Genomic DNA, 25,875 nt, shown 5'->3' with positions numbered 1-25,875 from the left:
CCATGAATCGTAGAGACGTTCCGCCGGAACGTCTTTACTATAATTCAATACTCTTGGTGTTAAGGAATTATGTATGTAGAGACGTAGCAATGCTACGTCTCTAGGAGGATTTTGGGCTTAACTGATACCATTTCACGTTATTGGCAAGAGGTACTTTTTATACATTTGTGTATTTTTTGATAAATTAGACACCATTTACTATTAAATTTAAAATAGAAACTTTTATACTTTGCAGTAGCTCGAAGAAAAAAGTAGAGACGTTCAGTCCGGACGTCTCTATCCCATCATTCGCAATCAAAATAAAAACAATGAATATTACTGAAAACAATAACAATAAAATAGCAAATAAGAAGCTTGTATTAGTTGGATTGATTTCGGTAGTTCTGTTCACAGCTGGGTTGATCGGCTGGATTAAATTCAAGCAAGAACAGGATAAAAAAATTCAACAATCTCAAACTTTGTTGGCACAAGCATGTCAAACTAATATTTCTGCAAATCCTAATTTTTTAGATGCCTCTAAAAAAGTTAATCAAGCAACCAAGCTTTTATATAGCGTTCCAAATATACCAGGTTTAGGTTATCAACAAGCTCAAACCGGATTGAATGTTTTTTCAACCTGTATAAAAACCGTTAATGCCAAAGAAAACTTTTTTGAAGCAAAAAGGCTGAGTAGAAAAGCTTTAGGTATTGATGCAGAAATGACTTTTTCGGTTCAAGAATGGGAGGGGATACGCTCAGATTTAGGAAAAGCTATCGATTTATTGAAAACTATTCCCAAGGATGTAAATACCTATGGTGAATCTCAAAAAGCTCTAAAAGTTTATCAAAATCAATTTTCAAAAGTTAACCAAAGACTTCAGCAAGAACAAACTGCCATTAACGCTTTTAATCGTGCCGAAGATTTGAAAAAAGAAGCCGATTTACTTACTCGGAATTCCCCCAAAATAGAAAGTTTAAATGAAGCAGAATCAAAAGTTAAAGATGCTATTAAACTCATAAAAACTATTCCCCAAGGAACAACTGTTAGCGTAACAAATCAAGAAACTATATTAATTTATCAAGATAAAATAGAAGGTATTCATAATTTAATGGGTTCGAGATTTCTAGAACCATTGGTGAAGCTTTTTTCTAAATTTGCTGATTCCCTTGATAGTAAGACTGAATATCAAGATTATGCAAACAAAGTTAAGAATTTGAATAAAAAGTTTACTGATATTCTCAAAGAAGCTCCAGTTACAAAAAATCATCCCAGTGCTAAGGCATTGAAAAATGCTTTAAATAGATATAATGATGCTTTAATTGTTTGGCAATATTGCCAGCAAGGAAAATGCCAGAATTCTTTATCTGCTGGGATTATAGAATTCAGAAATGTGTTATGGATACCTGATTCTTTTAAAATAAAAAATCTTCCGTTAACTAAAAAATATCAGTTGAAAGAAAGTTCTAATATATTTACGCAAAAATTTGTTCAATTAAATCAAGTCCTTTCAGCTATTTGGGATCAAGCAAAAAGCGATATTCAAGAAGCTGAACGACAAATTTAAGGCAAATCACACCTATTGTAAAGACGTTCCGTCGGAACGTCTCTACGACGGTTACTGTTAATTAAATGGATATGATATTAATCGCAACAATCATCAAAATCTTCTGTGTTATCTATGCGATCGCACTCATATCTGCCTTTAATCTCTTGATTATAATATCTGCCAATTGAATCAGCGTCATGTAAATCTGACCAAGTATCCTCCCCTACCCCAGAATACTCATAAACTGCGCCGTTGTGAAACTCAACTTGCAATAGTTGTTCGTTTTTGTCGTATCCTATCGATACAGCCATTGATGAATTCACACTTAGCATGCCAATTGGTTCCTCTTCTGCGGGAAGTGCAAAAGAATCAGCGATAATTTCGTTTAAATCTTGCAGTCCGTCGTAAGCTTGTATTGGGGCAGGAATTTCTATAAATTCTAACTCATCGCCTCGGTCAAGTAATAATTGTAAGTATCCTTCAGAATGAGCGATCGCTATTAAACTGCTCAAGTCCACCTTAGATAGTTTCATTAATTTTACTCTCCTACTGACGAGGTACAATTTGTTAAATCTTTTATAGTACAATTGTACTATAAAGCTGTTCCTCGATCAAGCTTTGCAATATAAAAACACTCAGTAGAGACGTTCCGGCAAATTGTAAAGACGTTCCAGTGGTAAAGACGTTCCGCCGGAACGTCTCTACAATATCTGTAATGCCAGATATAATATAGCGGTTTTTCACCATCCAGTCTTGATATCGTTGCGTAAAGATAGTTAGCATTGAATCGTATGCATACAATTAACAAAAAGTCAACAAAACCAGCTTGGGCAGGTGCGATCGCTCAACCCGCACAAGAATTTTCTCCTACCCAACTGCAAGTTATTTCTGGGGAAATACCCCCAGGATTGCGTGGTACACTTTACCGCAACGGTCCTGGGCGGCTAGAACGCGGTAATATCCGCATGGGACATTGGTTTGATGGGGACGGGGCAATTCTTGCGGTACATTTTACCGATGAAGGTGCGACAGGTGTTTATCGCTACGTGCAAACAATTGGTTACAAAGAAGAAGAAGCGGCAAATAAGCTGCTTTACGGTAATTATGGCATGACTGCGCCAGGGTGGAATAAATGGTCTAAATCAGTTAAAAATGCGGCAAACACTTCAGTATTAGCACTGCCAGATAAACTCTTAGCATTGTGGGAAGGTGGTAAACCTCACGCTTTAGATTTGCAAAATCTGGAAACTTTCGGGGAAGATGATTTAGAAGGGTTAAGTAACGGTTTAACGTATTCTGCACACTGCAAACGGGATTTGCATACAGGGGAGATTTTTAACTTTGGTGTTATCCCCGGATTAAATGCGATGCTGAATATTTATAAGAGCGATCGCACTGGCAAAATAATTCAAAAAGTGGAATTCCAACTTGATGGTACATCATTGGTGCATGATTTTGTTTTAGCGGGGCAATATTTAATATTTTGCATTCCCCCAGTGCGGATGAATGCTTTATCGGTATTGATGGGATTAAGCAGCTACAGCGATGCTTTTCAATGGAAACCTCAATTAGGAACTCAAATTTTAATTTTTGATCGGGAAACATTAACCTTAGTTAGTCGCAGCGAAACTGAACCTTGGTATCAATGGCATTTTAGCAACGGTTATGTTGATGATAGCGGTTTGGTAAATGTCGATATCGCTCGTTATGAAGACTTTCAAACCAACCAATTCCTCAAAGAAGTAGCTACAGGTACAGCTAAAACAGCTGCCAAGAGTTCATTATCAAGATTGCAACTTCATCCCCAAACTGGAAAAGTGACCGCAATTGAGCAAATATTAGATAGACAGTGTGAATTTCCGACCGTACCACCGCAAAACGTGGCAAAAGCTTCTCGGTATACTTATCTTTCCACATATCGGCAGGGAACGGATATAAGTAAAGAAATATTAAATGCGATCGCACGTTTCGATCACCAAGCCGGAAAATTCACAGTAGCCGATTGTGGAGAAAATCGCTATCCGAGTGAACCGATTTACGTTGAAGATGCTGAAAATCTAAACCAAGCTTGGGTGATAACAGTTGTCTACGACGGCAATATTAATAATAGTGAAGTTTGGGTATTTAATGCGGCTAGGCTAGACGAAGAACCTGTTTGTAAACTGGAATTACCCAGCGTCATTCCTCACAGCTTTCACGGTACTTGGAAACCAGCTTAAAATTAAAGTTAGGAGTCAGGAGTTATGAATTAAAAATACAGCAAATTTCAGGTAGATAAGGTACATACGTAAAACCCAAAACCCTTGATTAGACGATGGAAAATATCAATTACAGCAGCCTGATGATAATAACCGCTACTTAATTGCACAAATGAATCTATCTCTCGGTACATGGCAAGGAGAACGGGAAAACCGCACAGGTTATTGGTTGCGTTGGTGGGATGAGCAGGGGAATTTGCTATTGTGGGGTTTAGAAAAAGCTGAACAAGAACGACAACGGGCTGAACGATTAGCAGCGCAACTACGAGCAGCAGGTATTGAACCTGAAGAATAATTTGTAGTCAGCGCTTCAGCGCTGAAGCGGCGACTACAATTTTAATATATTTAACTAAACACCGTAAGTCCCCCACCTGAATTTTGTACCCAAAATCAGTGGCAAGATATAAGGTGGGCTTCGGAGGAAGTGACCGACCACCAATAATAACCGCAGGTTATTGCGGGATGTCGGTCGGTGACGAATTGCCAATCTTTGTATCTGGAAGTAAATCGATATACTCTTCTATCAATTGGGTTAGCGTTTTATCTTTATTTGCCGCATAGTTTCTAAATTTATTCATTCTTCGTGTCGATATTCGCAAACTTATTCTACATTCTTTCATTTAATCCACCCAGTAGCCATACGTTGATGTTATCATATTTGTCGGAGGTAAAACAAATGAGAACTTCATATCAATACCGATTGCGTCCAACAAAACAGCAAATAACTCAAATTGACAGATGGCTAGACATGCTACGTTGTCAATACAACTATTTGCTAGCTGACCGTTTTCGATGGTATGAAGAAAATCGATGTTCTATCAATTCTTGTTCTTTATTTGTTTGCCATTTACCGGAGTTACGAAATAATCCAAATTACTATAGCCAACAAAACTCATTACCTCAATTAAAGAAGGACAGACCGTGGTACAAGGAAATTCACTCGCAAGTTTTGCAAAATGCAGCGAAACGAGTGGAATTAGCTTATCTTAGATTCCTGGGTGGAGATTGTAATGGGAAACGAAGCGGAAAACCAAGATTCAAAGCTTCTAACCAATACAAAACCTTTACGTATACATCCATGAAAGATGATTGCATTGATAGTGGCTTTATAACTCTTCCTAAGTTTGGGAAAGTGAAGCTAATTCAACATCGTGCAATACCTGATGGATTCAAGATAAAGACTTGTTCTATCACTAAAAAAGCCGATGGGTACTATGCAACTTTGAGCTTAGAGGATAAAACTGTTCCGACTATCAAGCCTGATTTCAACCCTGATTCTATAACTGGTATTGATGTTGGTTTAAAAGAATTCTTGACTACTTCCGATAATGATGTAGTAAAAATTCCACAGTATTATCGAAAAGCTCAAAAGCGTTTACGGGTTATCCAAAAACGAGTATCTCGCAGAAAAAAGGGAAGCAACAAAAGAAATAAAGCTGTCAAACAATTAGGGAAGCAACACAAGAAAGTTGCGGATAAAAGGAAAGACTTTCACTTTAAAACCGCTAACAATCTGTTGAAAAAATATGATGTTATTGCGGTTGAAGATTTGAATGTAAAAGGACTTGCACGTACCCGATTAGCTAAATCTATTACGGACGCTGGAGGGCACGCGCTTTCTGTCGATACTACAAATCAAAGCCGAAAATGCTGGATTATGTGTTATCCTTTGTCACGCGTCTGGCACAAGTCAAGATTGCTCTAATTGTGGTGTGAAAGTTCCTAAAAAGCTGCACGTAAGATGGCATGACTGTCATAATTGTGGATGCAGTTTAGATCGCGATCATAACGCCGCGATAAATATAAAAAATAGAGCGGTAGGGCATTCCGTTCTCAAAAGCCAAGAGCCTCCTCAGCGATAGCCGGATTGTCTTGGAAGCCTACACTGTACCCGTCATCGGGTCAGTGTAGGAGATGTCACTATAAAACCTCATATACTAATAAACTGATTAGATAATTCCCTATGACCAGCTTATCTCAACGCCGCTATCACATCACCACCTTTGGTTGCCAAATGAACAAAGCCGACTCAGAGCGCATGGCTGGCATCCTGGAAGACATGGGCTTTGAGTGGTCTGAAGATCCAAATAATGCCGATTTAATTCTTTACAACACTTGTACTATCCGCGATAATGCCGAACAAAAAGTATATTCTTATCTCGGTAGACAGGCAAAGCGCAAGCACGAAAAAGCTGATTTAACTTTAATAGTTGCCGGTTGCGTTGCTCAACAAGAAGGCGAAACGTTGTTGCGACGCGTTCCAGAATTAGACTTGGTAATGGGACCACAACACGCTAACCGTCTGAAGGAGTTGCTAGAGTCGGTATTTGACGGCAACCAAGTTGTGGCAACAGATGCAGTCCATATTATTGAAGATATCACCAAGCCGCGCCGTGATAGCGATGTAACAGCTTGGGTGAATGTGATTTATGGCTGTAACGAACGCTGTACTTACTGCGTCGTTCCTAACGTGCGCGGTGTCGAACAATCGCGTACACCAGAAGCAATTCGCGCTGAAATCGAAGAATTAGGACGCCAAGGTTACAAAGAAATTACTCTACTCGGTCAAAATATTGACGCTTACGGCAGAGACTTGCCAGGAAGCACGCCAGAAGGTCGCAATTTACACACGTTGACAGATTTACTATATTACGTTCATGACGTGGCGGGAGTTGAGCGCTTAAGATTTGCTACTAGTCATCCCCGTTATTTCACTGAGCGATTAATTAAAGCTTGTGCTGAATTGCCGAAAGTGTGCGAACATTTTCATATACCTTTCCAATCTGGCGATAACGAACTATTAAAGGCGATGTCGCGGGGTTACACTCAAGAGAAATATCGCCGGATAATTGATACAATTCGCCAATATATGCCGGATGCGTCAATTAGTGCCGATGCGATCGTCGGTTTCCCAGGAGAGACAGAAGCACAGTTTGAAAATACGCTCAAACTAGTGGAAGATATTGGTTTTGACTTGTTGAATACAGCCGCTTATTCACCACGTCCGGGAACACCAGCAGCTTTGTGGACAAATCAATTAAGTGAAGAAGTGAAAAGCGATCGCCTGCAAAGAATAAATCATCTAGTTAATATTAAAGCTTACGAGCGATCGCAACGTTATTTCGGACGCATCGAAGAAGTGCTGGTAGAAGACCAAAACCTCAAAGATAAAACTCAAGTCATGGGACGCACACGCGGTAATCGTCTCACCTTCTTCGCCGGCGATATCAACGAACTTAAAGGACAGTTAGTCAAGGTGAAAATTACCGAAATTCGCGCTTTTAGCTTGACAGGGGAACCCATAGAGGTGCCACAAGCAGTATCAGTTTAAAAGGGACTGGGGACTGGGGACTGGGGACTGGGGACTGGGGGGAGATAAGGCAAATAATTCTTTTTCCCAATGCCCCATGCCCAATGCCCAATGCCCAATGCCCAATGCCCCATGCCCAATGCCCCATAATTGACTATTGAGTCTTCACTAAATCATCTAACTCTTGCTGCATCTTACTTCTAACTAACTCATAACAAGCATTAACATAAGAGCGATCGCTTGCTGCTTCCCGACCGTAACGTTCAAAGACAATCTTAGGACAAACTCGCGTATGTATAGTTACAGGCAATGGTATGTTAGGCAAAGGACCGATCGCCAATCCCCACGGCAAACCAAGATAAATAGGGAAAACCTCTGGATCTAGCCCAAATAGCCAAGGCATCCCCAATTCATGCAATTGCTGTAAAATTTTGTATAAGTCAGCCACCACAAACAGCGTATCGTGGGCACCGACAGAAATAATCGGCACAATCGGTACTTCTTCCCGCAGCGCTAACTTAATAAATCCTTGATTGCCAGCAAACTGAATTTGATGACGCATTTCGTGTGGTCGAAAGAGGTCTTGCGCTCCACCAGGATATACTAGTACGCTGGCTCCAGAATGCAAAGCAGCGATCGCCATTCGCGGATGAGCGATGATTGCTCCCAACCTCCCTGCCAATTCTGCTGTTAGCGGAATCTCCCAAAAATAGGGATGCGCTAAACCGTAAACTGGTCGTTCAACACCAAATCGTTGAAACCAGTCGTACATTACCATATACATGTCGGGAGATGCCAGTCCCCCGTTATGGGAACTGACAAGCAGGACTTTGTCCTGGGGTGGGATATTCTCCCAACCGCTAGTTTGCACTCGAAAATAGTTGCGATACAGCCACTCCCACAGTGGCATCAGCAATTCAATGAACCGAGGATCTTTCTGATTTAAAGACCATCCAGGTTTAGTTTTTAAGTAGTGTTGTTTTTCTGGCATTGAGGCATTTTAACAAAATTGCTGACTTTACCTTTACCGGGAAAAGGTATAGCAAATAGTTATCAAAATAACATTAATTACTTTATTTTCACAGTTAATATGGAAAAATATTTTTTCTTAATCCCTTGGACTATCTTCCCCAGTCCCTTTTTCAAATAAAAAATTTAGCAAATTTGACAACTTATGATAGGCTATCTGCATTTGAGGAGTCATAGAGGTGGGGCAAATGTCAAAATTGCGGGTAGGATTGCTGTTTGGTGGTCGTTCGGGAGAGCATGAAGTTTCCATTAGTTCAGCACGAGCGATCGCTCTTGCCTTAAGTTCAGAAGAAAATGCTAGCAAGTATGAAATACTCCCTTTCTACATCCAAAAAGATGGACGTTGGTTAGCAGGGGATGTACCGCAACAAGTTTTAACATCCGGTGTTGCATTGGCTTCTCTTGCCGCAATCCCTAAATTATGGCAATTTCCAGCACAAACTCAAGAAGTGGATGTTTGGTTTCCGATTCTCCACGGTCCCAACGGCGAAGACGGTACAATTCAGGGATTACTCAGCTTAATGCAAGTTCCCTTCGTCGGTTCTGGAGTGTTAGGTTCGGCAATGGGTATGGATAAGATTGCCATGAAAATGGCGTTTGCCCAAGCGGGATTGGCACAAGTTAAATATCTAATGCTGACCAGAGCGCAAATTTGGTCAAATCCTTGTGTGTTTCCCAAATTGTGCGATCAAATCGAAGCAAAATTGAGCTATCCGTGTTTTGTCAAACCCGCTAATTTAGGTTCATCTGTAGGGATTGCCAAAGTGCGATCGCGTTCAGAATTAGAAGCCGCATTAGATAACGCTGCCAGTTACGATCGCCGTATCATAATAGAAGCTGGAGTAGTCGCACGAGAAGTAGAATGTGCCGTTTTAGGAAACGATCAACCCCAAGCTTCTGTCGTCGGCGAAATTACTTTTGAAAGTGATTTTTATGATTATGAAACTAAATATACACAAGGGCAAGCAGATTTACTGATTCCGGCAAAACTCCCAGATTCTGTGATGCGTCAAATTCAAGACATGGCTTTGCAAGCCTTTAATGCCGTTGATGCTGCTGGGTTGGCAAGGGTGGACTTTTTCTATGTGGAAGCCACAGGGGAAATATTAATTAACGAAATCAACACCTTTCCAGGCTTCACAGCAACGAGTATGTATCCGCAATTGTGGGCTAAAAGTGGAATTCCCTTTACCGAATTAGTCGATCGCTTGATTCAACTTGCTCTGGAGAGAACACAGAAATGAAGGGGGTTTAGGGTGTGGGGTGTGGGGTGTGGGGGTTAGGGTGTAGTGAAGGATAAAGAATGAAAGAATCCTCTTCCCTCCCCACACCCTTTCCCTTTTCCCCTTTACCCCTCTTCATGAAGAATAGTTAGCGAATTTAGGAGCCTGAGTCCCAAAAAAGGCTACTTAAATCCGCAGCTTTGCTACGGATACGCGAAAGTTAGCTCCTCCAGTACAATCAACAATGGCAGGGGTACAAATCTGAAATAAATCATGGAAAAGAGTCAGAATGTACAGCAGGAGCGATCGCCAGCAACAACGCTCACAGCAGACAAGGTAAACAGTAAATCGAAGTCAACAGATAGCTCAATGCTTCTGATACATCTGTTGGCACGTTACCCTTGGCTATTGTTAGTAGGGTTGTTCGGAATGTTTTTAGGGAGCGCAACCCTTGCCGTATACAGCCTGGGTTATGCTGGGCGTGTGGAACCCGAAGAACCGGAACCAATAGCTGAAGTTGCACAACCAATCAACACCCCCTCTGAAACTAGCAATCCAACACCTTTATGGATGGTGGCAGCGATCGCCATTAGTTGTGCTAGTGGCTGCTTGATAATTCTCCGATTGCTAAACCGTCCCACACAGCGGCAAAAAGACCAAAAACGTATTAACCGCTATGAGGCACGTTTGGCACAACGTCGTCATCAAAAATTAGAACCACACCCTCCACAGAATCCGCGAGTATTTGTGCCTCCATCACAAAGCACGTCCTTCGCACCAGTGCCATCTAAAACAAAGCCTCTGGTGACAGTTTTGCCACCAGAACACACCATACCCTTTGATAAAAGCAAAGAATCTTTAGCAGATATGCTGGATATTCGTAAACAAAGTTCTTTGTCGGCAATTTTACGCAAGTAGGAATAGTATTGTCAAAGACTATACAAAATTAAGACTTCTTACTATAAGGGTACGGCATCGCTGTACCCTTAATAATTTTTAATATTTAAAAAAATTTATACGAAGAAACGGCGCTTTGTCCCGATATTTCTTAAAGTTGAGAGTAAAGCCCCAAACGTTTCAAATGGCAACTGCGGTCTATTTGTAACAACCTTAAAGTTATTACCTCAGCTATGCACTCACCAAATCCGATCTCACTCACCCCTTCAATACTGACTTCTTTAGAAGTGTGCAGTGAGGAATCGGTGTATGCTCCCGGTTATATTCAGCCACATGGAATCTTGCTGATGCTGCAAGAGCCACACCTCAGAATCTTGCAGATTAGTGAAAATGTGGAACAGTTTTTTGGAATTTCGGCAGAGGCATTGCTGGGTCAACCATTACAACGGTTGTTTTCCCACGATCAAGTGCAGCGACTTGCTGGGTATCTAGCTCAAGATAACCTAGAGCTTTGCAATCCGTTTCAACTAAAAACGCGGCGGAGGGTTGCCCAGACTGATTGGCAACGGAAAAATCAGACATTTACAGGTGTGATGTACCGGATGGTAGATGGGTTGATCCTGGAATTAGAACCTCAGCGATCGCTCAAAAGCACCCATTCAACCCAGTTTTATCACCGTCTGCAAACGGCGATCGCCAATCTCCGTAATGCCACTAACCTAAAAAGTATGGCTCAAAACCTTGCCAGAGATGTAAAAGCAATGACTGGGTTTGATCGGGTGATGGTCTACCGCTTTAAGGCAGACGATAGTGGTGTGGTGATTGCAGAGCAGAAACAAAGCCATCTAGAAAGCTACTTGGGACTGCACTATATGGCGACAGATATTCCCGCACCAGCCCGCAAGTTGTTTTGCCGCAAGTGGGTGCGATTCATTCCTGATGTCAATTACACCCCGATCCCCCTGATTCCCACCAACCATCCTCTGAGGGATACACCCCTTGATTTGAGTAATTCTCTGTTACGAGGAGTGTCTCACTATCACATTGAATATTTACAGAATATGGGGGTTGCTGGGTCGATGACGATTTCGTTATTCAACGACAAAAGCCTCTGGGGATTAATTGCCTGCCACCACTACAGCCCGAAACTAGTGGATTATGAAACTCGCAAAGCCTGTGAATTTTTAGGACAGTTTGCCTCAATTGAACTAGTGCATAAGCAAGAACAAGAATTGCATTTTTACCGAACACGGGTGAAAAAGATTCAGGATAAACTGCAACAGATGTTCTTGCAGAAGTCCAATTTTATTGAGCAAGTGTTGAGCCGAAATACTTTTCAATTGCTGGAGCTAGTTAATGCTGAAGGAGCGGCGATTTTGCTTGACGGTTATCTGACATTAGTTGGTCAAACGCCATCAAGTACCCAGGTGCAGGATCTGGTGACGTGGTTGGTGCAACACCAGAAAGAACAAATGTTTGCTACCGATTCCCTCTCACGTTTATATCCAGAAGCGAAGGCATTTAAAGATCAAGCTAGCGGCATCCTCGCAATTTCAATTTTATTCAACCATGTTAAACAAAAGTCTTACCACATTATCTGGTTTCGACCGGAGCAAATCCAGACAGTGAATTGGGCGGGCAATCCCCAGGATACGGTGACAATCAACGAAATTGGACAGATGAAATTGTGTCCCCGGAAGTCCTTTGAACTGTGGAAGGAAACCGTGAGAGAAACTTCCTTGCCTTGGGAGGTTGCAGAACTAGAAGCCGCTAGTGAAATGCGAAATACGCTGATGTTGGCATTGCTGGAGTTTTCCCAGATAGCCCTAGAACAAGCGGCAGAACAAGCCGCGATCGCCAACCGTGCCAAAAGCCAGTTCCTCGCTAAAATGAGCCACGAACTGCGGACTCCCCTCAATGCCATTTTGGGATTTACTCAGTTGATGAACCGCAGCGACAAGATTCCATCTGAGTTTAAAGAAGATTTAGATATCATTAGCCGCAGTGGAGAATACTTACTAACCTTGATCAACGATGTGCTGGAAATATCCAAAATTGAAGCGGGTCAATTACAGTTAACGGAAAACTGTTTCGATTTGCATCAGCTAATCCGATCTATTAGAGATATGGTTGCTCTCAAAGCTTTAGAGAAAGGAATTGATTTGAGAACAGAACAGCATACCAATGTTCCTCGCTATGTGTATGGTGATGAATCAAAACTGCGCCAAATTCTGCTCAACTTATTAAGTAATGGGATCAAATTTACAACAAAAGGCAGTGTCACCCTGCGATTACAAGCTTTGACCGATTCCACAAAACGCAGTCCCTCTGTTTCTACCGATCATTCCCAACCAATCATCACCCTTCATGTCGAAGTTGAAGACACTGGATGTGGCATTGCTCAGTCTGATCTGGAAACTGTGTTTGCAGCTTTTATGCAAACAGAACAAGGTCGCCATACTCAAGGTACAGGCTTAGGCTTATCGATTAGCCGTCAGTTTGCCCGTTTAATGGGTGGTGATATTACAGTGCGAAGTATCTTGGATCAGGGGTCAACTTTTATTTGTGAGGTTTTACTGAGTCTGGGCAACTCAGTAGATATCATACCGTCGGAAACGACTCGCACTGTTATCGGTCTGGAACCGGGACAGCCCACTTATCGCATTTTGGTGGTGGAAGACTTTCAAGAAAATCGTCAGTTGCTCATCAGGCTATTGGAATCAGTTGGTTTTGAGGTCAGTGCTGCCGAGAACGGAAAAGAAGCGATCGCGCTCTGGGAAAAATGGCACCCCCACCTGATTTTAATGGACATTCAAATGCCCGTGGTGGATGGCTACGAAATTACCCGACAAATTCGAGGGGGGGAAAGAGGCAAAGACGCGGTGATTATTGCGGTGACGGCTTATGCCTTTGAGGAAGACTATACCACCAGCATTCAAGTAGGCTGCAACGACCACATTAACAAACCATTTATAGAAGCTATCCTATTTGAGAAGATTGCACACTACTTAAGAGTCCGCTACTGCTACCGCGAAAAAGCTTTACCGGGGTTAGACCAGGAAAATTTATTTCAGAAATCCCTAACCGCCAAAGATTTACAGGTAATGTCGCCAGAGTGGATTATTCAGGTGCATCAAGCAGCTTTGGATCTTAACGATGCCGAACTCTACAATCTCATCACTCAAATCCCCAACCAGGAGCAATTTCTCGCCAATGCTCTGAAATATCTGGTGGAGAACTTCGAGTTGGAAGCGATCGCAACTCTCACCCAAACTCAGTAAAAAGATTATGCCTAATTTACTTAAATCCCCTTCGGAAACGAATATCCTGATCGTGGACGATACCCCCGATAATCTACGGTTGTTAACCAAAATACTAGAGTTACAGGGTTATACCATCCGTAAATCCATTAATGGGAGAATGGCATTACAAGCCGCCGAGCGACATCCACCGGATCTAATTCTGCTTGACATCAATATGCCCGAAATGAATGGCTATGAAGTTTGTCAACAGTTGAAAGCATCAAAAATAACAGAGCAAATTCCGATTATTTTTATTAGTGCCCTTGACCAAATTAATGATAAAGTGCAGGCTTTTGAACTGGGTGGACAAGACTATATCACCAAGCCATTTCAAGAACTTGAAGTGCTAATGCGAGTCAGAAATCAGCTACTCATCAAACAACAACATCAACAACTTCTTGAACAAAATCAACGCCTAGAGCATGAAATTCAGGAACGCTTGAAGGCTGAAGCAGAGGTAAGGCAGCTATCCCTAACTGATGAGTTGACAGGACTACATAATCGACGTGGTTTCTTTTGGCTCGCAAATCATCAATTAAAAATTGCCCAACGCACACAAATGTTTTGCTGTCTTTTGTTTCTTGATTTAGATGGTTTAAAGCAGATTAATGATTCTCTAGGGCATGAAATCGGAGACAGAGCGATCGTTGACACAGCCCAATTACTAAAGCAAACCTTCCGTGATTCGGATATTATTGCCCGTATAGGAGGAGATGAGTTTGTAATATTTATTCCTGTCTGCTCCCACCAGTATACAGATGAATCTTATCCTCGATTGCAAGCAAATATTGATCGCTTTAATCAAGAGCATAATTACTCGTATCAACTATCCATAAGTGTTGGTATCACACAATGTACCTTAAATGAAAACGTTTCACTAGAACAATTGATAGAAGAAGCTGACAAGCTAATGTATCAGCATAAACGTGCTAAACGACTCGCAAATCCCAAGCACTTATCAGATTCATAGATATAAAAAAGTTAGAAATGAGCAATTATCAAATATAAATAAAGATGCCATTTTGGCAACTAAGCTCTAAATTAGTTAGCTAAATTGTATGAAGATAAACGACTTCAAGGGTGTTGTTATCAGGGAGTACAGGCTACTAAATTATCCTAAAAAATACTTTTTTCAAAAGTATTTTTTAGGTAAAAACTAAAGATATCTAGTAGTCAAAAACTAGTTATCTCAAAAAACAAATATCAATAATAAGGTTTGACATTTGCTGCATTAGGAAATTTTATTCTCTACAGGCGTTGTCGTTAACGTACCATTAGCCCCCAAAAGAACAGACAACGTTAGCAAATTTTCCTAAACGCTTCAGCGGCAAATGAAAGAGTGAGAGTTTGAAAGCGAATGATATGCTTCCTCTCACTCTTTTTTTATGGGTTTTTTGCAAAATTGTATCAAAGCACTCTTGTAGTTAAATTTTGTAGATAAAATAAACGAAAAATGAATTTAAATTTGCTACTTTTGATACGAATTCAACTATTTAAAAAAGTTGCCATTTTGGCAACTATGCTTCAATCAAATCAGTTAAATTATTAAACATCAGGGACTTCAAGAGTGTGGTTATCAGGGCAAGTTACAAGATGGAATAATTTTTGTGATGCCTCTTCTATCAAACAAGTTTCCGAGGCAAATAATGTATATCCCAAAAAGATATACTAAGATTGCAACTCTGACAAATAAAAATCAATAATCAAGTTTCCATTTGCTGCAACAGAAATATTAAGCGCATACGGGCGTTGTATTTGTTCGACACATTAGCCCCCCTAAATAAAGCGCATCGTCCGTAAATATTTCTGAACGCTTCAGCGGCAAATGAAAGAGTGGGAGTTTGAAAGCGAATGATATGCTTCCTCCCACTCTTTTTTTATGGGTATTTTGCCAAAATATTCTCAAATTGTAAAGACGTTCCGGCGGAACGTCTCTACGAGGGTTATAGTTCCGGCGGAACGTCTCTACGAGGGTTATACCTGCTAATATCTATTTTTAGGGTGATTATTTAGATAAAATCTGTATCCTGCATAAATTGAATAATAGCGGCATTAACCGCTTGTGCAGCACCAGAAGAAGCATCATGATGACAATTAGGTAGAATTTGCAATTTAGCATTCTTCAGACGTTGACGCAATTTCTCGCCATCGCTAGCAGGAAACCAACTATCTTGTTCACCCCACAAAATTAGTGTGGGAGATTGAATATCACCAAGTTTATTTTGAATTTCACTAAGCATATTCGGCTTATTAGCTTGCAAATGCTCAATTTCTCGCGCGGCTATTTGTAACTCTTCGGCAACTTTCACCAAAGTACCAGGAAACTCAATAAACGGGTAAGTTATCCAGTAAACATCTTCTTGGGTAAGTATTGATGGATCGAATAGCACCCGACGCCGTTCTATTCCCATAACTTCTCTTACTAAAGGTGCAAACAAATATGCTAAACGTAAGCTATCAATTGTTTGCAATATTTCTAAGGGCGTTTGTGCAAGCAACGACATTCCCCAATGGGGCAAACTTTGCGGAAAAATAGGTACATTTAGTACCACTAACCGCGCGATTAATTGAGGATTTTTTTCAGCAATAGCAAGGGCAACTACTCCCCCCAAAGATTCTGCGACAATTACAACGGGTTCATCACATAAAGCATGAATTATTCTCTCTAACTCAATAAGTTGATGACCGCTTTTTTCTCGACGAAACACAGGTTTTTCAGAAAAACCGTAACCTTTAGCATCAAAACAAATTACCCGAAAATATTCAGATAACGGGGCGACACTGTAACGCCAATTATAGCTCCAACTGCCCATACCATGTAATAGAATGAGCGGTTTACCTGTACCTTTTTCGCCATAAGCGATTTGTACAGGATATCCATTAGCATCAGTAATGATTAAATTTTGTCGTCCTTTAGGAAAAGTAGCTTGCCACCAATCTTTCATTCCTTTTATCAACAAATAATTTAAACACCAAATAAGGCTTGCCAGAGCAGTCTAATTAGTATCACAGGCAATGCTACTAATACAATGGCAACAAGCAATAATCCGAGCAAAAGCGCTAATACAAACCATGCGTCTGCGCTCTTACTCTGTCCGGGAGATTTTAAATGTTCTTCTAATAACTTAATATTATACTCGTTTGCTGTCCAAGCAAAATCAAAAATGTCTCCCAGCACTGGTACAGCGCCCAACAAGCTATCAATGATAATATTTAAGACCATTCTGCCCAAAGTTGCTTTCGGTGCGCCTAATCGCGCCGCTTCTAGGACAATATAGGCAGAAAGCATCACCCCTAAAAAATCACCACCAAGAGGTATGAATCCTATAAGTGGATCTAGTCCAATACCAACCCGCGTTCCGGGAATGGTTATAGCATTATCCAGCAAACGGCTAAGTTGACGCAAGCGCTTTAAGGTAGCCGCTTTGGCATCGGGTTCAATTGTGAACCTTATAGGAGATTTAGACATGGAGCTTCTTTGTATATGAGTGTTTTAATCGCTAAATATTCTACTCTTATGTGTGCCTTTTTCTAGAGTTAATTGTTACTATTATGCTTATCGCTATCAGAACGGTGGTGCGATGATGCGGTAGCACCCGCCTTTGGCGATCGCATATCTTCACCCACAACTACATTTAATTGATCCCCAATTAAAAGAACCGCAGCGCTCATCCAAAGCCACAGCATTAAAACAATCACCGCTCCCACTGCACCATAGGCGATGTTATAGTTACCGAAATTCGCCACATAAGCCCGAAATAGACTCGATACGATCGCCCACGAAATAGCCGCTATAATCGCCCCAGGCATCATCGGCGTACCTGAATTCCACTTTGAAGGACCGTAGCGATAGATAAAAGCAAAGGCAGTAGCAATAATACCTAAAGCTAAAGCCCAGCGAAACAACTGCCAAAAATGCAATAATAATCCGAAAAAATCATTTTCACGCCATACCAGTTGCAATACTAAGTCACTAATAAAGACCAAAAAAGAAGCCATCACAAAAAGCATGATTGTGCCAATTGTTAATCCCAAAGAGATGAGTTTAGCTTTCCAAAAAGGGCGCATCTTATCTGCGGGAATTTGATGGATTTGATCGAGGGCTGTCATTGCCGTACTTACCGCACCAGAAGCAGTCCAAATGGCGATCGCAAAACTCAGAGAAAACAAACCGCTGTTTTTGGGGTTGGTAATTTCTTTCGTAGCAAAATCACGAATCAAAGCCAGTGCTTGTTCTGGTGCGATTTGACTCAGCTGCGCTGCCATCTGTTTAAAAGTATCTTGTAAAGATTCTTCAAATAAGCCAATCGCTGTCAGGGCGGCAATAATTGCGGGAAACAACGATAACATTGCATTGAAGGCAATTTCCGAGGCTAGTCCCAAAAGTCGCCGTTTGATGGTATTGGCAAAGGTTTTTTTGAAGGTGCCACCATTGAGGTGGCGAAAAAAGCGGACAAAACGAGGCTTTGCCATGATTTTAGTGGCTGGTTGGGTTTCTCAACTAGTCTGCCAAATCTGATGAAGAATGGGGCAATGGGCAATTGTTTAATGGGCAATGGGAATTAAAGACGCTTTTTATGATGCGCGAATAAATACAATTGTTTCTATTCCCAATGCCCAATGCCCAATGCCCCATGCCCCATGCCCAATGCCCAATGTCAAAATATTTATGAGTCAAGAATTAACACAACAATGGTTGACGGAAATTCAAACGTTGAGACAGCAAATGGCGCAACTGCAAGAGCGTACTGATGCTGGTTGGGAAAGTGCTGAGAAATGGCGTCAACTTTACAATACTGAAGCTGAACAACGCCGCACAGATGCTCAGATGTCGCAGGTGGCGATCGCCGAATTGAAGGCAGAAATTCAAAAACTCAAGGGTATTGAAGATGCCACATTACCCGACTCGACAACAGCGACAGCTATTCAAGCAGAAATTGAACAACTAAAATCTCCAGAGGAATTGCAACCCAAATTAATTGCAGTTATGAAAGAACGCGATCGCCTGCTGCAAGCCTTGAAAATCGAGCAAGACAACCATGCCCAAAGCCGCAACAACCTCACCACCGCCTTAGGTGATGCGATTGATAGCTTGACGCGAGAGCGAGCAGGGGGAGATGGGGAGAGGAGTCAATAGGGTTCGGATAAGCAGGGGAGGCAGGGGGAGAAGAGAAGCAGGGGGGGAGAAAAGAACTGATTTTTCTTCCCCTGCCTCCCCTGCCTCCCCATCTCCCCACTCTTCTAAAACCCCATCGCCTCAGCTACTGTTTTGAGTTCCGGTGCGATGCCGACTTGAAATTTGCTGTGATTGTGTTTAATGGCTGTATCTGGGTCTTTTAAACCATTGCCGGTGAGGACGCAAACCACGGTTGCGCCTGCGGGTATTTGGTCTTTTATTTGCAACATGCCGGCGACGGAAGCAGCGCTGGCTGGTTCGCAGAAAATGCCTTCTTCTGACGCTAAAAGTCGATAAGCGTCAAGGATTTCTTCGTCGGTGACGGCGTGGAAGTTGCCCATACTTGCTGATTTGACAGCGATCGCTTTTTCCCAACTTGCGGGATTGCCAATTCTAATTGCTGTGGCTAGAGTTTCCGGATGCGCTATGGGATGACCGGTGATTAAAGGTGCTGCACCTGCGGCTTGAAATCCCATCATTCGAGGTAAGCGATCGCATTTTTTGGCTTGATGATATTGACAAAAGCCCATCCAATATGCTGTAATATTTCCCGCATTGCCCACCGGGATACACAGCCAATCTGGAGCATTACCCAGGACATCGACAATTTCAAACGCCCCTGTTTTCTGTCCTTCCAAACGGTAAGGATTGACTGAATTTACCAAAGTTACCGGATAACTGATAGCCATTTCACGGACAATTTCCAGCGCTTGATCAAAATTACCTTTAATTGCCAGTACTTCTGCGCCATAAAGCAACGCTTGTGCTAACTTGCCTAATGCTACATAGCCATCGGGAATTAAAACAAAAGCACTCATTCCCCCACGTCTAGCATAAGCTGCCGCCGCTGCTGAGGTGTTGCCTGTGCTAGCACAAATTACCGCTTTTGCCCCAGCTTCCTTAGCCTTGGAAATTGCCATTGTCATTCCTCGGTCTTTAAAGCTACCAGTGGGATTAAGACCGTCGTATTTGACAAACACGCGTACTTGTCTACCAATGCGTTCTGCCAGCGCCGGAACTGGTATCAGGGGAGTGTTACCTTCAAAGAGGGTGACAACCGGAGTTTTTTCGCTAACAGGCAAGTATTCGCGGTATTGTTCTATCAGTCCTAGCCAGGGTTGGCGATGAGATTTAGCAGCAGATAGGCTCAAAGTCACAGGATTTAAAAGTTTTTTACTTTAACTGAATAAAGCAAGTGGTAGATTTTTTTAACCATCGGATGCTAACGCGCATTTATGGTTAAACAAGAATTCAGAAGGCAGAATTCTTTTTTGTGGTGTAACCGTTCCACCTGCCTTTTTTATTTAATCGTAGATGCCAGTTTATCGTTTAACTGATATTGGTGGGAAGGTTTGGACACGTTTTTTAAGAGGGAACAGGGAACAGGCAACAGGGAACAGGGAAATCCCCAGTAGGAGGGGGACTGGGAATTAGGGAATAGGAAAAGAATTATTACCAATGCCCCATACCCAATGCCCCATGCCCAATGCCCCATGCCCCATGCCCAATGCCCAAATCAATGTATAATTTTTTTGGAACAAAGCCCGTTTGTTCGCAGTCTCTTATGACAAAGGCTTTGATTCATTAGCTTAAGTGATTGAAAGTTTTTAATGATTTAACAAAGCTTAAAATTGACTTATTATAATATCTCTGATTGTGTGAGTTGAGTTTAGGATCTCATTTAACTATGACAACTTGTTCATCTGTTGACGATCGCACGTCCCAAACCGACTGGGCAACCCGCTTAACCAAGGCTTTTTATCAAGACGATCAGCAAGCCAAATTTAGAAAATTGCAAGCAGAGGTAGACTCTTTGTTGCAGCAGTTGCAAAGCCTGAAGCAGCAACGAATTGCAGCTACTGAATTAGAGGAATAATTCCCTCAATTTTGGCTGAAAGCTCAGGTCAATAAATAAGCTGACCTGATAAACCAAAATAATTTAAGAAGCTGAAATTTTTTAAACTTGGCACGATCGCTCTTTTTGTCTAGCCAGAATAAAGTGCAAAGTAACTGTTATTCAAAGCGCTGATGATTTTCTCTCCAGCGCTTAAGGCTATACCGATCGCCATTTTCAACGAGTAAAGCTAAAGATGTACCGTTTGAAATTTTGGCGATCGCTGTCAAAATTTGTTGAGAGTTTTTACTGAAGTCAGTATAAATTAGTTTACCATCATCTGATAAGATGAGGGTACGCGGACGAGAGAAATTTTTGTCTTCTGCCTTAATTTTAGGTGCTGAGTGATTCAAAGCGGCGATTGCGTCTGCCGAAATAGTCAGTACAGTTTCGGATTTATTATTACCTGTCAAATCAATTTGTTGAATAAGCCAATAGCCTAACTTTTGTCGCATTTGCTGCAAGTCAGGAATAGTACCAGCCGGTAGATTACCCGATTGTTGAAGCGATCGCCAAATAGTCGGTAATATTGTCTTTACTCGTTGTGGATCTTGTTGTTCCAATTGTTCGAGAGTTATCGGTGATGGTTGCACCCATTCCAAAGCTGCGTTTGTCAAAGCTAAAGGATGCGGTTGCACAGCATTGCTTCTTGGTTGGGGAATTATTTGTCCAGCAGCCAATAGGCGCAAAACCCCATCCCGCAGTTGCACTCCTTTGATAGTAGCGGTGCTTGTTTGCTGTTCTCCGTTTGCTAGCCAGACAACTATCTGAATTTCCGCATCGGAATTTATCCCCAAAGTTGACCAGAGAAATTTCTCTGGGGAAGTTTTCGGTAAGCTCAAATTTGCAAAAGGTGAATTTAGCCAGCCTTTACCGTCATGAAATGCACTCACCTCCACTTGATACCATTGGTTATTTACAGCTTTCAAATCTGCTTTTGAGTCAAGTTGCAGCCACTCCGCAGAGTTAATAGAAGAAATTGGCTTTACCGAACCAATAATTCGACTAGGATGAGTAGACGGAATCGGTGTTACCTCACCATTAAGTTGTCTCAACAAACTTTGAATATGCGTCAAATTCTCTGGTGTGATTTTGGCTTCTTCCAACCAGGATTTTGCTCGATTTTGCCCTTTGCTAGCTGCTAAAATCAAAGCTGCCCAAGCTTGCACCTCTGGTCTATTAGGATTAACTTCTAAAGCTGCTTCTGTGCGATTCCACAACCGTCCTTCATCAGCTTTCAATAAAGTAGCAATTTCTTGGGCATTTTGTGGCGATGCCTCAAACACCTGTAAAGCTTTTTGCCAACGACCATCAATCAAATCTGCTAACACTTGTTGACTGGGAGAAGCCCAAATTTTATCAGCTTGAATTTTGGTAAGTTGAGAATGCAAGCGAATCAAATCGATTTGCGCTTGCGCTGTCGCCGGCATTTTTTCTTTTTGCTGTTTCTGAATGAATTGCAACCATTCAAAAGCTGGTGTCCAAAGACCGCTGCGGGCAATTGACAAAGCATCTTGATAAGCTGAATCCTGGAGTGCCGGAGGTCTGAGAGAAATTTCTTCTAATTGAATAGGGTCGAGAAAAAAGTTTGCTGATTGAATTTGGTAAACTCGTAATTGCGGTTTTAAACCGACAGTTTGCTCGATGATTAACTCTTTTGTACCATTATTAGTAACCTCCTGCCATTTGGGTAATTCTCCGTTAGGGCTTGTCCAAGACAACATCAGTTGTAAGTTGCTATGTTCTGGATTGTAATGCAGAATGTGACCGTAAGCGATCGCATTCGTTCCTTGAATGCGCTGTCCTTTGCAATAAAACCAAATCCCAGATGATATATTGCCTTCAAAGCGTTTCACTTCATTTAAAGGTAAAGAAATACTAGAACCTTGATTTTCCGAAGTTGCATCAATCAAAGGGGCAATTACAAAAGATTCTTCAGGTCCAGCTACAGGTAATTGAGTTGCTAAATAATAGTGTTTTTCTGCTGCTGATTGTGTCTCTGGATCTTGCGAAAGCTTATAGACTCTAAGTTCAACAATGTATTTACAATCTGACTGACAATTTACCCGTTGCTTGTAAATTGGCAGTAAAAAAGATTTTTCGGCATCACCATCCAAAGGTAAAATTTCCCCCGCTATTTGTCCTTTGTTTTTGAGATTTAGTTTAATTTTTGAAAGAGTTTGCAGGTGTTCTTGTTGGCTAGAGATTTTTGCCCATTCTGGTAAAACATTATTTAACCAGCTTAATTTTTCGGGATTGAGTATGAAAATAAGGCTGATCCAAACAAAAAGCCCAATTAAAGCAGTACTACCCGACAAAATCCCAACAGCTAACATTGACGATAGCCAACTTTCCTTTTTTATGGAAGTTTTCAGCGACTTCGGTTCTTGTCGCAGAAACTTAACCGGCTTTTTCAGGGTTTTTTTCACAATGGGTTTCATCGTATCTGCACCTTGCATGTTAAGTTTAGAAGGTTTTGGTGTCAGCTTTTGGGTGGGGTTTGCCATGTTCGTTCAATAAATCCAATCGGTATTTTTGCGAAGTATTTTTACTTTTATACTCGTCTTTATTTAAATTTGCCCAGAAATTTATTAGTCTGATTTTGGAAAAGTTCAGTAAATTTCCTCATGCCAAAACCAGAAAATTTTGAATACACTCACCCCTTGAGTGTGTGTGTAGAGTGTAAAAAGTTGGAAGATAAACTGCTTCGCAATCAAAGTAAAGCCTTAATGTTCGCATTGTTATTAATTGCGGGAATTCACGGATTTACACAAAAAGCGATGTCTCAAGTGGATAGGAGACAAGGAGAGGGGGAGACAAAGGGACAAGGAGATAAGGAGAATAATTCTTTTTTTGCCCTATCCCCCTCTCTCCCCACTTCCTACTCCCCATTCCCCCCTCCTCAAAACGACGATCCGATGGCGCAAGTTACATCGGTTTCCCAACTTAAAGACGTACAACCTAGAGATTGGGCATTTCAAGCGTTGCAATCTTTAGTTGAACGCTATGGTTGCATAGCAGGTTATCAAGATGAAACTTATCGAGGCCAGAGTGCTTTAACTCGGTATGAATTTGCTGCCGGTTTGAATGCTTGTTTAGATAGAGTCAATGAATTAATTGCTACCGCCACCAGTGATTTAGTCAGCCGCGAAGATTTAGTAACTTTGCAAAAATTACAGTCACAATTTGCCCCAGAATTAGCAACCTTACGCAATCGAGTTGATAGTTTAGAAGCCCGTGCAACTCAAATAGAAAGCAACCAATTTTCTCCAACAACAAAACTCAGCGGGATCACGATAGTTAGTATTCAAGGAAGAAGCCGCAATCGTGCTGATATTGCTCCCAGAGATGGCAAAAAAGACACAGAAGATGCGGGTACAAACATTAATGTTATTTCCTTATCACAGTTATATTTAACTACCCAATTCAACCCCCGCAGCTACTTGGTAACAGGTCTTTTAGCAGCTGACGGTTCCACCGCACCCAGATTTAGCAACGACGTTATACTTGGTTATGAATATCCGACAAATAACAGCGTTATACTAAGTGACCTCCATTATCATCATTTAATTACTGACAACTTGGCTGTGATGATAGGAACAGCATATGTAAATATGACTACTGCATTTAGAGGTCCAAACCGAGTAGAAAACGCTGCTACCGGACCATTATCTTATTTTGCTCAACGCAACCCAATTTTAAATATGGGTTTCGGACAAGGTGGTATAGCTGTTGATTGGCAATTTGCCAAACGCGCTAGTTTGCAAGCATTATATGCTAGTTATAATCCGCAAAATCCTGGTAAACGCAACGGTTTATTTGATGGAAACACGACTACAGGTGTGCAATTGTTAGTCACACCAACTGATGCTTTTGATGTCAGTTTATATTATGTTAATAATTATTCTTCAAATGGTTGTTTGCTGACTTTCGTAGGGGATGATTGTTTAACTGCGGTTAATAGCACAGGTAAATCAGAAGCATTACAAACTAATGCTGTTGGTGCTACTGTCAATTGGCAAATTTCTTCTCGCCTTACCTTAGGTGCTTGGGGCGGTTATACTAATTCTTATATTCCTGGGCGATCGGGAAATGTGGAAACCACAAATTACATGGTGTATTTGAATTTTCCTGATTTATTTCGCAAAGGCAATTTGGGCGGAATTTATATCGGACAACCTCCAAAAATAACCAATAGCGACTTATCTCTAGGAAACAATGTCCCAGACTTTTTAAATACAGGCTTAGGACGCAAAGGAGGACAACCAGGAACCACCACTCAACTCGAAGCTTTTTATCGCTTTCAGCTAACAGATAATATCACCATCACACCAGCGGTAATTCATATCTTACAACCTGGTAATACACCAGATAGTGACCCAATTACCATAGGTATTTTGCGTAGTAGCTTCAGATTTTAGTAGTAAGCACTTCAGTGCTTAAAATCGGCGTTTCAACTCCTACTACAAATATATAAAGAGTAATTTACTTTTACTTAGTACACTTTATAAAGAGTTTATATAAAATATAATATATTTGAATAAGTCTGCGAATTAATACTTGATTATATAAAAATATTCGTCCAAATAAAATTAAGTAAAATCTCTCTATTCTCAAACATACAATTAGAAGTAAATTATTGATAGTTGCGCTGTCTCATTCTGTTATAAAACGCAGGTTATCATGATGCATTTATTAGCTTAACACTATCCAATTCAATTTTTAGTTGACAGCGCAACTATTTCTTTCCAGAAATAAATTTGTTATTTCAAAAGCAATCAAAAAAATTATTCTCATCTTAAAGAAGTTTAAAAAATCTTAGCAATTAGCATGAATCAATATATCCGTAATCTGCTAGCACTTGCTTTAGTAGCCAATTCCGCTTGGCTTCTTACTCCATGCAAAGCGCAAACTCCAGTAAAATCAAAGAGCGAAAATCCTAATAATATTATTTCTGTATCTTCTCAATCACCTACCGTAGATACAAATACATCAATCACATCGAACAATTCTACAAATTATACTAATAAGAAACCAATTGCTTCTAGCAACACCATACCTGCTACTAAACCTAATCCGCGTATTCCAATATCTAGCAGAGTTTTTTCTACACCTTCAATGCAACAGTAATACGAATTGGGATTGGTAATGGGTAATTGGAAATACGTTTTTTACGATTACCCATTAAACATACAGCACTTCCCGGTGTCATGAGGTACAAGAACCCCACCCCCAACCCCCTCCCCGCAAGCGATGAGGG

At 41.1% G+C, this 25,875-nt stretch carries 19 protein-coding genes and 2 pseudogenes; 13 read left to right on the top strand and 8 right to left on the bottom strand.

From position 1 onward, the window contains the following. Positions 1-308: 308 nt before the first annotated feature. Positions 309-1,544, top strand: coding sequence for a hypothetical protein (locus TOL9009_RS0109560; protein ID WP_029632605.1), 1,236 nt, complete (start codon positions 309-311; stop codon positions 1,542-1,544). A 77-nt stretch (positions 1,545-1,621) separates the two neighbouring features. On the opposite strand, the gene TOL9009_RS0109555 is transcribed toward TOL9009_RS0109560, so the two are convergent. Then, entirely contained in the window at positions 1,622-2,059 is a 438-nt protein-coding gene (locus TOL9009_RS0109555; protein ID WP_029632604.1) for a KTSC domain-containing protein, read from the bottom strand. Between the two features lie 43 nt (positions 2,060-2,102). Continuing rightward, positions 2,103-2,309: a hypothetical protein gene (locus tag TOL9009_RS45410; RefSeq protein WP_144238195.1), complete on the bottom strand. Its 207-nt coding sequence runs from the start codon at positions 2,307-2,309 to the stop codon at positions 2,103-2,105. Positions 2,310-2,317: 8 nt separating this feature from the next. Between TOL9009_RS45410 and TOL9009_RS0109550 the strand changes: the two genes are divergently transcribed. The 4 genes and pseudogenes from TOL9009_RS0109550 (at position 2,318) to miaB (ending at position 7,115) form a co-directional block, all read left to right on the top strand. Further along, positions 2,318-3,745 (top strand): carotenoid oxygenase family protein, encoded by a 1,428-nt coding sequence (locus TOL9009_RS0109550; RefSeq protein WP_029632603.1) that lies wholly within the window; start codon positions 2,318-2,320, stop codon positions 3,743-3,745. 97 nt (positions 3,746-3,842) lie between these two features. Beyond that, a pseudogene (locus tag TOL9009_RS38710) lies at positions 3,843-4,079 on the top strand (Uma2 family endonuclease); the annotation flags it as partial. A 381-nt stretch (positions 4,080-4,460) separates the two neighbouring features. Further along, positions 4,461-5,695, top strand: a pseudogene (locus TOL9009_RS38705) (RNA-guided endonuclease InsQ/TnpB family protein). A gap of 52 nt (positions 5,696-5,747) precedes the next feature. After that, on the top strand, positions 5,748-7,115 hold the full coding sequence (gene miaB / locus TOL9009_RS0109535) for a tRNA (N6-isopentenyl adenosine(37)-C2)-methylthiotransferase MiaB (RefSeq protein ID WP_029632601.1): 1,368 nt from the start codon (positions 5,748-5,750) through the stop codon (positions 7,113-7,115). A 133-nt stretch (positions 7,116-7,248) separates the two neighbouring features. Here the strand turns inward: miaB and TOL9009_RS0109530 are convergent, their stop codons facing one another. Beyond that, entirely contained in the window at positions 7,249-8,085 is an 837-nt protein-coding gene (locus TOL9009_RS0109530) for a lysophospholipid acyltransferase family protein (protein WP_029632600.1), read from the bottom strand. 226 nt (positions 8,086-8,311) lie between these two features. Between TOL9009_RS0109530 and TOL9009_RS0109525 the strand changes: the two genes are divergently transcribed. The 4 genes from TOL9009_RS0109525 to TOL9009_RS0109510 all read left to right on the top strand — a co-directional run bounded on the left by TOL9009_RS0109525 (position 8,312) and on the right by TOL9009_RS0109510 (position 14,515). Then, the gene (locus tag TOL9009_RS0109525; protein ID WP_029632599.1) at positions 8,312-9,367 is read left to right on the top strand and encodes a D-alanine--D-alanine ligase family protein; all 1,056 of its coding nucleotides are present in this window, start codon (positions 8,312-8,314) and stop codon (positions 9,365-9,367) included. Between the two features lie 252 nt (positions 9,368-9,619). After that, on the top strand, positions 9,620-10,264 hold the full coding sequence (locus TOL9009_RS0109520) for a hypothetical protein (RefSeq protein WP_029632598.1): 645 nt from the start codon (positions 9,620-9,622) through the stop codon (positions 10,262-10,264). A 212-nt stretch (positions 10,265-10,476) separates the two neighbouring features. Continuing rightward, positions 10,477-13,524: a response regulator gene (locus TOL9009_RS0109515; protein WP_029632597.1), complete on the top strand. Its 3,048-nt coding sequence runs from the start codon at positions 10,477-10,479 to the stop codon at positions 13,522-13,524. Positions 13,525-13,531: 7 nt separating this feature from the next. Continuing rightward, a complete protein-coding gene (locus TOL9009_RS0109510) occupies positions 13,532-14,515 on the top strand; it encodes a GGDEF domain-containing response regulator (protein ID WP_029632596.1) in 984 nt (327 codons plus the stop codon). Between the two features lie 1,039 nt (positions 14,516-15,554). On the opposite strand, the gene TOL9009_RS0109505 is transcribed toward TOL9009_RS0109510, so the two are convergent. The 3 genes from TOL9009_RS0109505 to TOL9009_RS38700 all read right to left on the bottom strand — a co-directional run bounded on the left by TOL9009_RS0109505 (position 15,555) and on the right by TOL9009_RS38700 (position 18,018). Then, on the bottom strand, positions 15,555-16,490 hold the full coding sequence (locus TOL9009_RS0109505; protein ID WP_029632595.1) for an alpha/beta fold hydrolase: 936 nt from the start codon (positions 16,488-16,490) through the stop codon (positions 15,555-15,557). A gap of 20 nt (positions 16,491-16,510) precedes the next feature. Next, entirely contained in the window at positions 16,511-17,014 is a 504-nt protein-coding gene (locus tag TOL9009_RS0109500) for a DUF4112 domain-containing protein (protein WP_029632594.1), read from the bottom strand. Between the two features lie 68 nt (positions 17,015-17,082). Next, positions 17,083-18,018 (bottom strand): YihY/virulence factor BrkB family protein, encoded by a 936-nt coding sequence (locus TOL9009_RS38700; protein WP_051502857.1) that lies wholly within the window; start codon positions 18,016-18,018, stop codon positions 17,083-17,085. A 196-nt stretch (positions 18,019-18,214) separates the two neighbouring features. On the opposite strand from TOL9009_RS38700, the gene TOL9009_RS0109490 reads away from it, so the two are divergent. Then, positions 18,215-18,682: a hypothetical protein gene (locus tag TOL9009_RS0109490; protein WP_029632593.1), complete on the top strand. Its 468-nt coding sequence runs from the start codon at positions 18,215-18,217 to the stop codon at positions 18,680-18,682. Between the two features lie 104 nt (positions 18,683-18,786). On the opposite strand, the gene thrC is transcribed toward TOL9009_RS0109490, so the two are convergent. Further along, positions 18,787-19,878 (bottom strand): threonine synthase, encoded by a 1,092-nt coding sequence (gene thrC, locus TOL9009_RS0109485; protein ID WP_029632592.1) that lies wholly within the window; start codon positions 19,876-19,878, stop codon positions 18,787-18,789. Between the two features lie 530 nt (positions 19,879-20,408). Between thrC and TOL9009_RS0109480 the strand changes: the two genes are divergently transcribed. Further along, entirely contained in the window at positions 20,409-20,597 is a 189-nt protein-coding gene (locus TOL9009_RS0109480; protein ID WP_029632591.1) for a hypothetical protein, read from the top strand. 137 nt (positions 20,598-20,734) lie between these two features. On the opposite strand, the gene TOL9009_RS0109475 is transcribed toward TOL9009_RS0109480, so the two are convergent. Beyond that, on the bottom strand, positions 20,735-23,122 hold the full coding sequence (locus tag TOL9009_RS0109475) for a tetratricopeptide repeat protein (protein WP_029632590.1): 2,388 nt from the start codon (positions 23,120-23,122) through the stop codon (positions 20,735-20,737). A gap of 120 nt (positions 23,123-23,242) precedes the next feature. On the opposite strand from TOL9009_RS0109475, the gene TOL9009_RS0109470 reads away from it, so the two are divergent. Continuing rightward, the gene (locus TOL9009_RS0109470; RefSeq protein WP_051502856.1) at positions 23,243-25,036 is read left to right on the top strand and encodes an iron uptake porin; all 1,794 of its coding nucleotides are present in this window, start codon (positions 23,243-23,245) and stop codon (positions 25,034-25,036) included. A 409-nt stretch (positions 25,037-25,445) separates the two neighbouring features. Continuing rightward, complete coding sequence (locus TOL9009_RS0109465; RefSeq protein WP_029632588.1) at positions 25,446-25,745, top strand: hypothetical protein; 300 nt, start codon at positions 25,446-25,448, stop codon at positions 25,743-25,745. The last annotated feature ends 130 nt before the right edge of the window (positions 25,746-25,875 follow it).

Source organism: [Scytonema hofmanni] UTEX 2349, from assembly GCF_000582685.1.
Lineage (GTDB): Bacteria > Cyanobacteriota > Cyanobacteriia > Cyanobacteriales > Nostocaceae > Hassallia > Hassallia hofmanni.
The sequence above is the reverse complement of the archived record's forward strand: the minus strand, read 5'-3'. Positions and strand labels throughout refer to the sequence as shown.

What these genes read in the sequence shown, in the direction of transcription:
- TOL9009_RS0109560 (WP_029632605.1), top strand. Translation starts at nt 309, where the DNA reads ATGAATATTACTGAAAACAATAACAATAAAATAGCAAATAAGAAGCTT.
- TOL9009_RS0109555 (WP_029632604.1), bottom strand. Translation starts at nt 2,059, where the DNA reads ATGAAACTATCTAAGGTGGACTTGAGCAGTTTAATAGCGATCGCTCAT.
- TOL9009_RS45410 (WP_144238195.1), bottom strand. Translation starts at nt 2,309, where the DNA reads ATGCTAACTATCTTTACGCAACGATATCAAGACTGGATGGTGAAAAAC.
- TOL9009_RS0109550 (WP_029632603.1), top strand. Translation starts at nt 2,318, where the DNA reads ATGCATACAATTAACAAAAAGTCAACAAAACCAGCTTGGGCAGGTGCG.
- miaB (WP_029632601.1), top strand. Translation starts at nt 5,748, where the DNA reads ATGACCAGCTTATCTCAACGCCGCTATCACATCACCACCTTTGGTTGC.
- TOL9009_RS0109530 (WP_029632600.1), bottom strand. Translation starts at nt 8,085, where the DNA reads ATGCCAGAAAAACAACACTACTTAAAAACTAAACCTGGATGGTCTTTA.
- TOL9009_RS0109525 (WP_029632599.1), top strand. Translation starts at nt 8,312, where the DNA reads ATGTCAAAATTGCGGGTAGGATTGCTGTTTGGTGGTCGTTCGGGAGAG.
- TOL9009_RS0109520 (WP_029632598.1), top strand. Translation starts at nt 9,620, where the DNA reads ATGGAAAAGAGTCAGAATGTACAGCAGGAGCGATCGCCAGCAACAACG.
- TOL9009_RS0109515 (WP_029632597.1), top strand. Translation starts at nt 10,477, where the DNA reads ATGCACTCACCAAATCCGATCTCACTCACCCCTTCAATACTGACTTCT.
- TOL9009_RS0109510 (WP_029632596.1), top strand. Translation starts at nt 13,532, where the DNA reads ATGCCTAATTTACTTAAATCCCCTTCGGAAACGAATATCCTGATCGTG.
- TOL9009_RS0109505 (WP_029632595.1), bottom strand. Translation starts at nt 16,490, where the DNA reads ATGAAAGATTGGTGGCAAGCTACTTTTCCTAAAGGACGACAAAATTTA.
- TOL9009_RS0109500 (WP_029632594.1), bottom strand. Translation starts at nt 17,014, where the DNA reads ATGTCTAAATCTCCTATAAGGTTCACAATTGAACCCGATGCCAAAGCG.
- TOL9009_RS38700 (WP_051502857.1), bottom strand. Translation starts at nt 18,018, where the DNA reads ATGGCAAAGCCTCGTTTTGTCCGCTTTTTTCGCCACCTCAATGGTGGC.
- TOL9009_RS0109490 (WP_029632593.1), top strand. Translation starts at nt 18,215, where the DNA reads ATGAGTCAAGAATTAACACAACAATGGTTGACGGAAATTCAAACGTTG.
- TOL9009_RS0109480 (WP_029632591.1), top strand. Translation starts at nt 20,409, where the DNA reads ATGACAACTTGTTCATCTGTTGACGATCGCACGTCCCAAACCGACTGG.
- TOL9009_RS0109475 (WP_029632590.1), bottom strand. Translation starts at nt 23,122, where the DNA reads ATGGCAAACCCCACCCAAAAGCTGACACCAAAACCTTCTAAACTTAAC.
- TOL9009_RS0109470 (WP_051502856.1), top strand. Translation starts at nt 23,243, where the DNA reads ATGCCAAAACCAGAAAATTTTGAATACACTCACCCCTTGAGTGTGTGT.
- TOL9009_RS0109465 (WP_029632588.1), top strand. Translation starts at nt 25,446, where the DNA reads ATGAATCAATATATCCGTAATCTGCTAGCACTTGCTTTAGTAGCCAAT.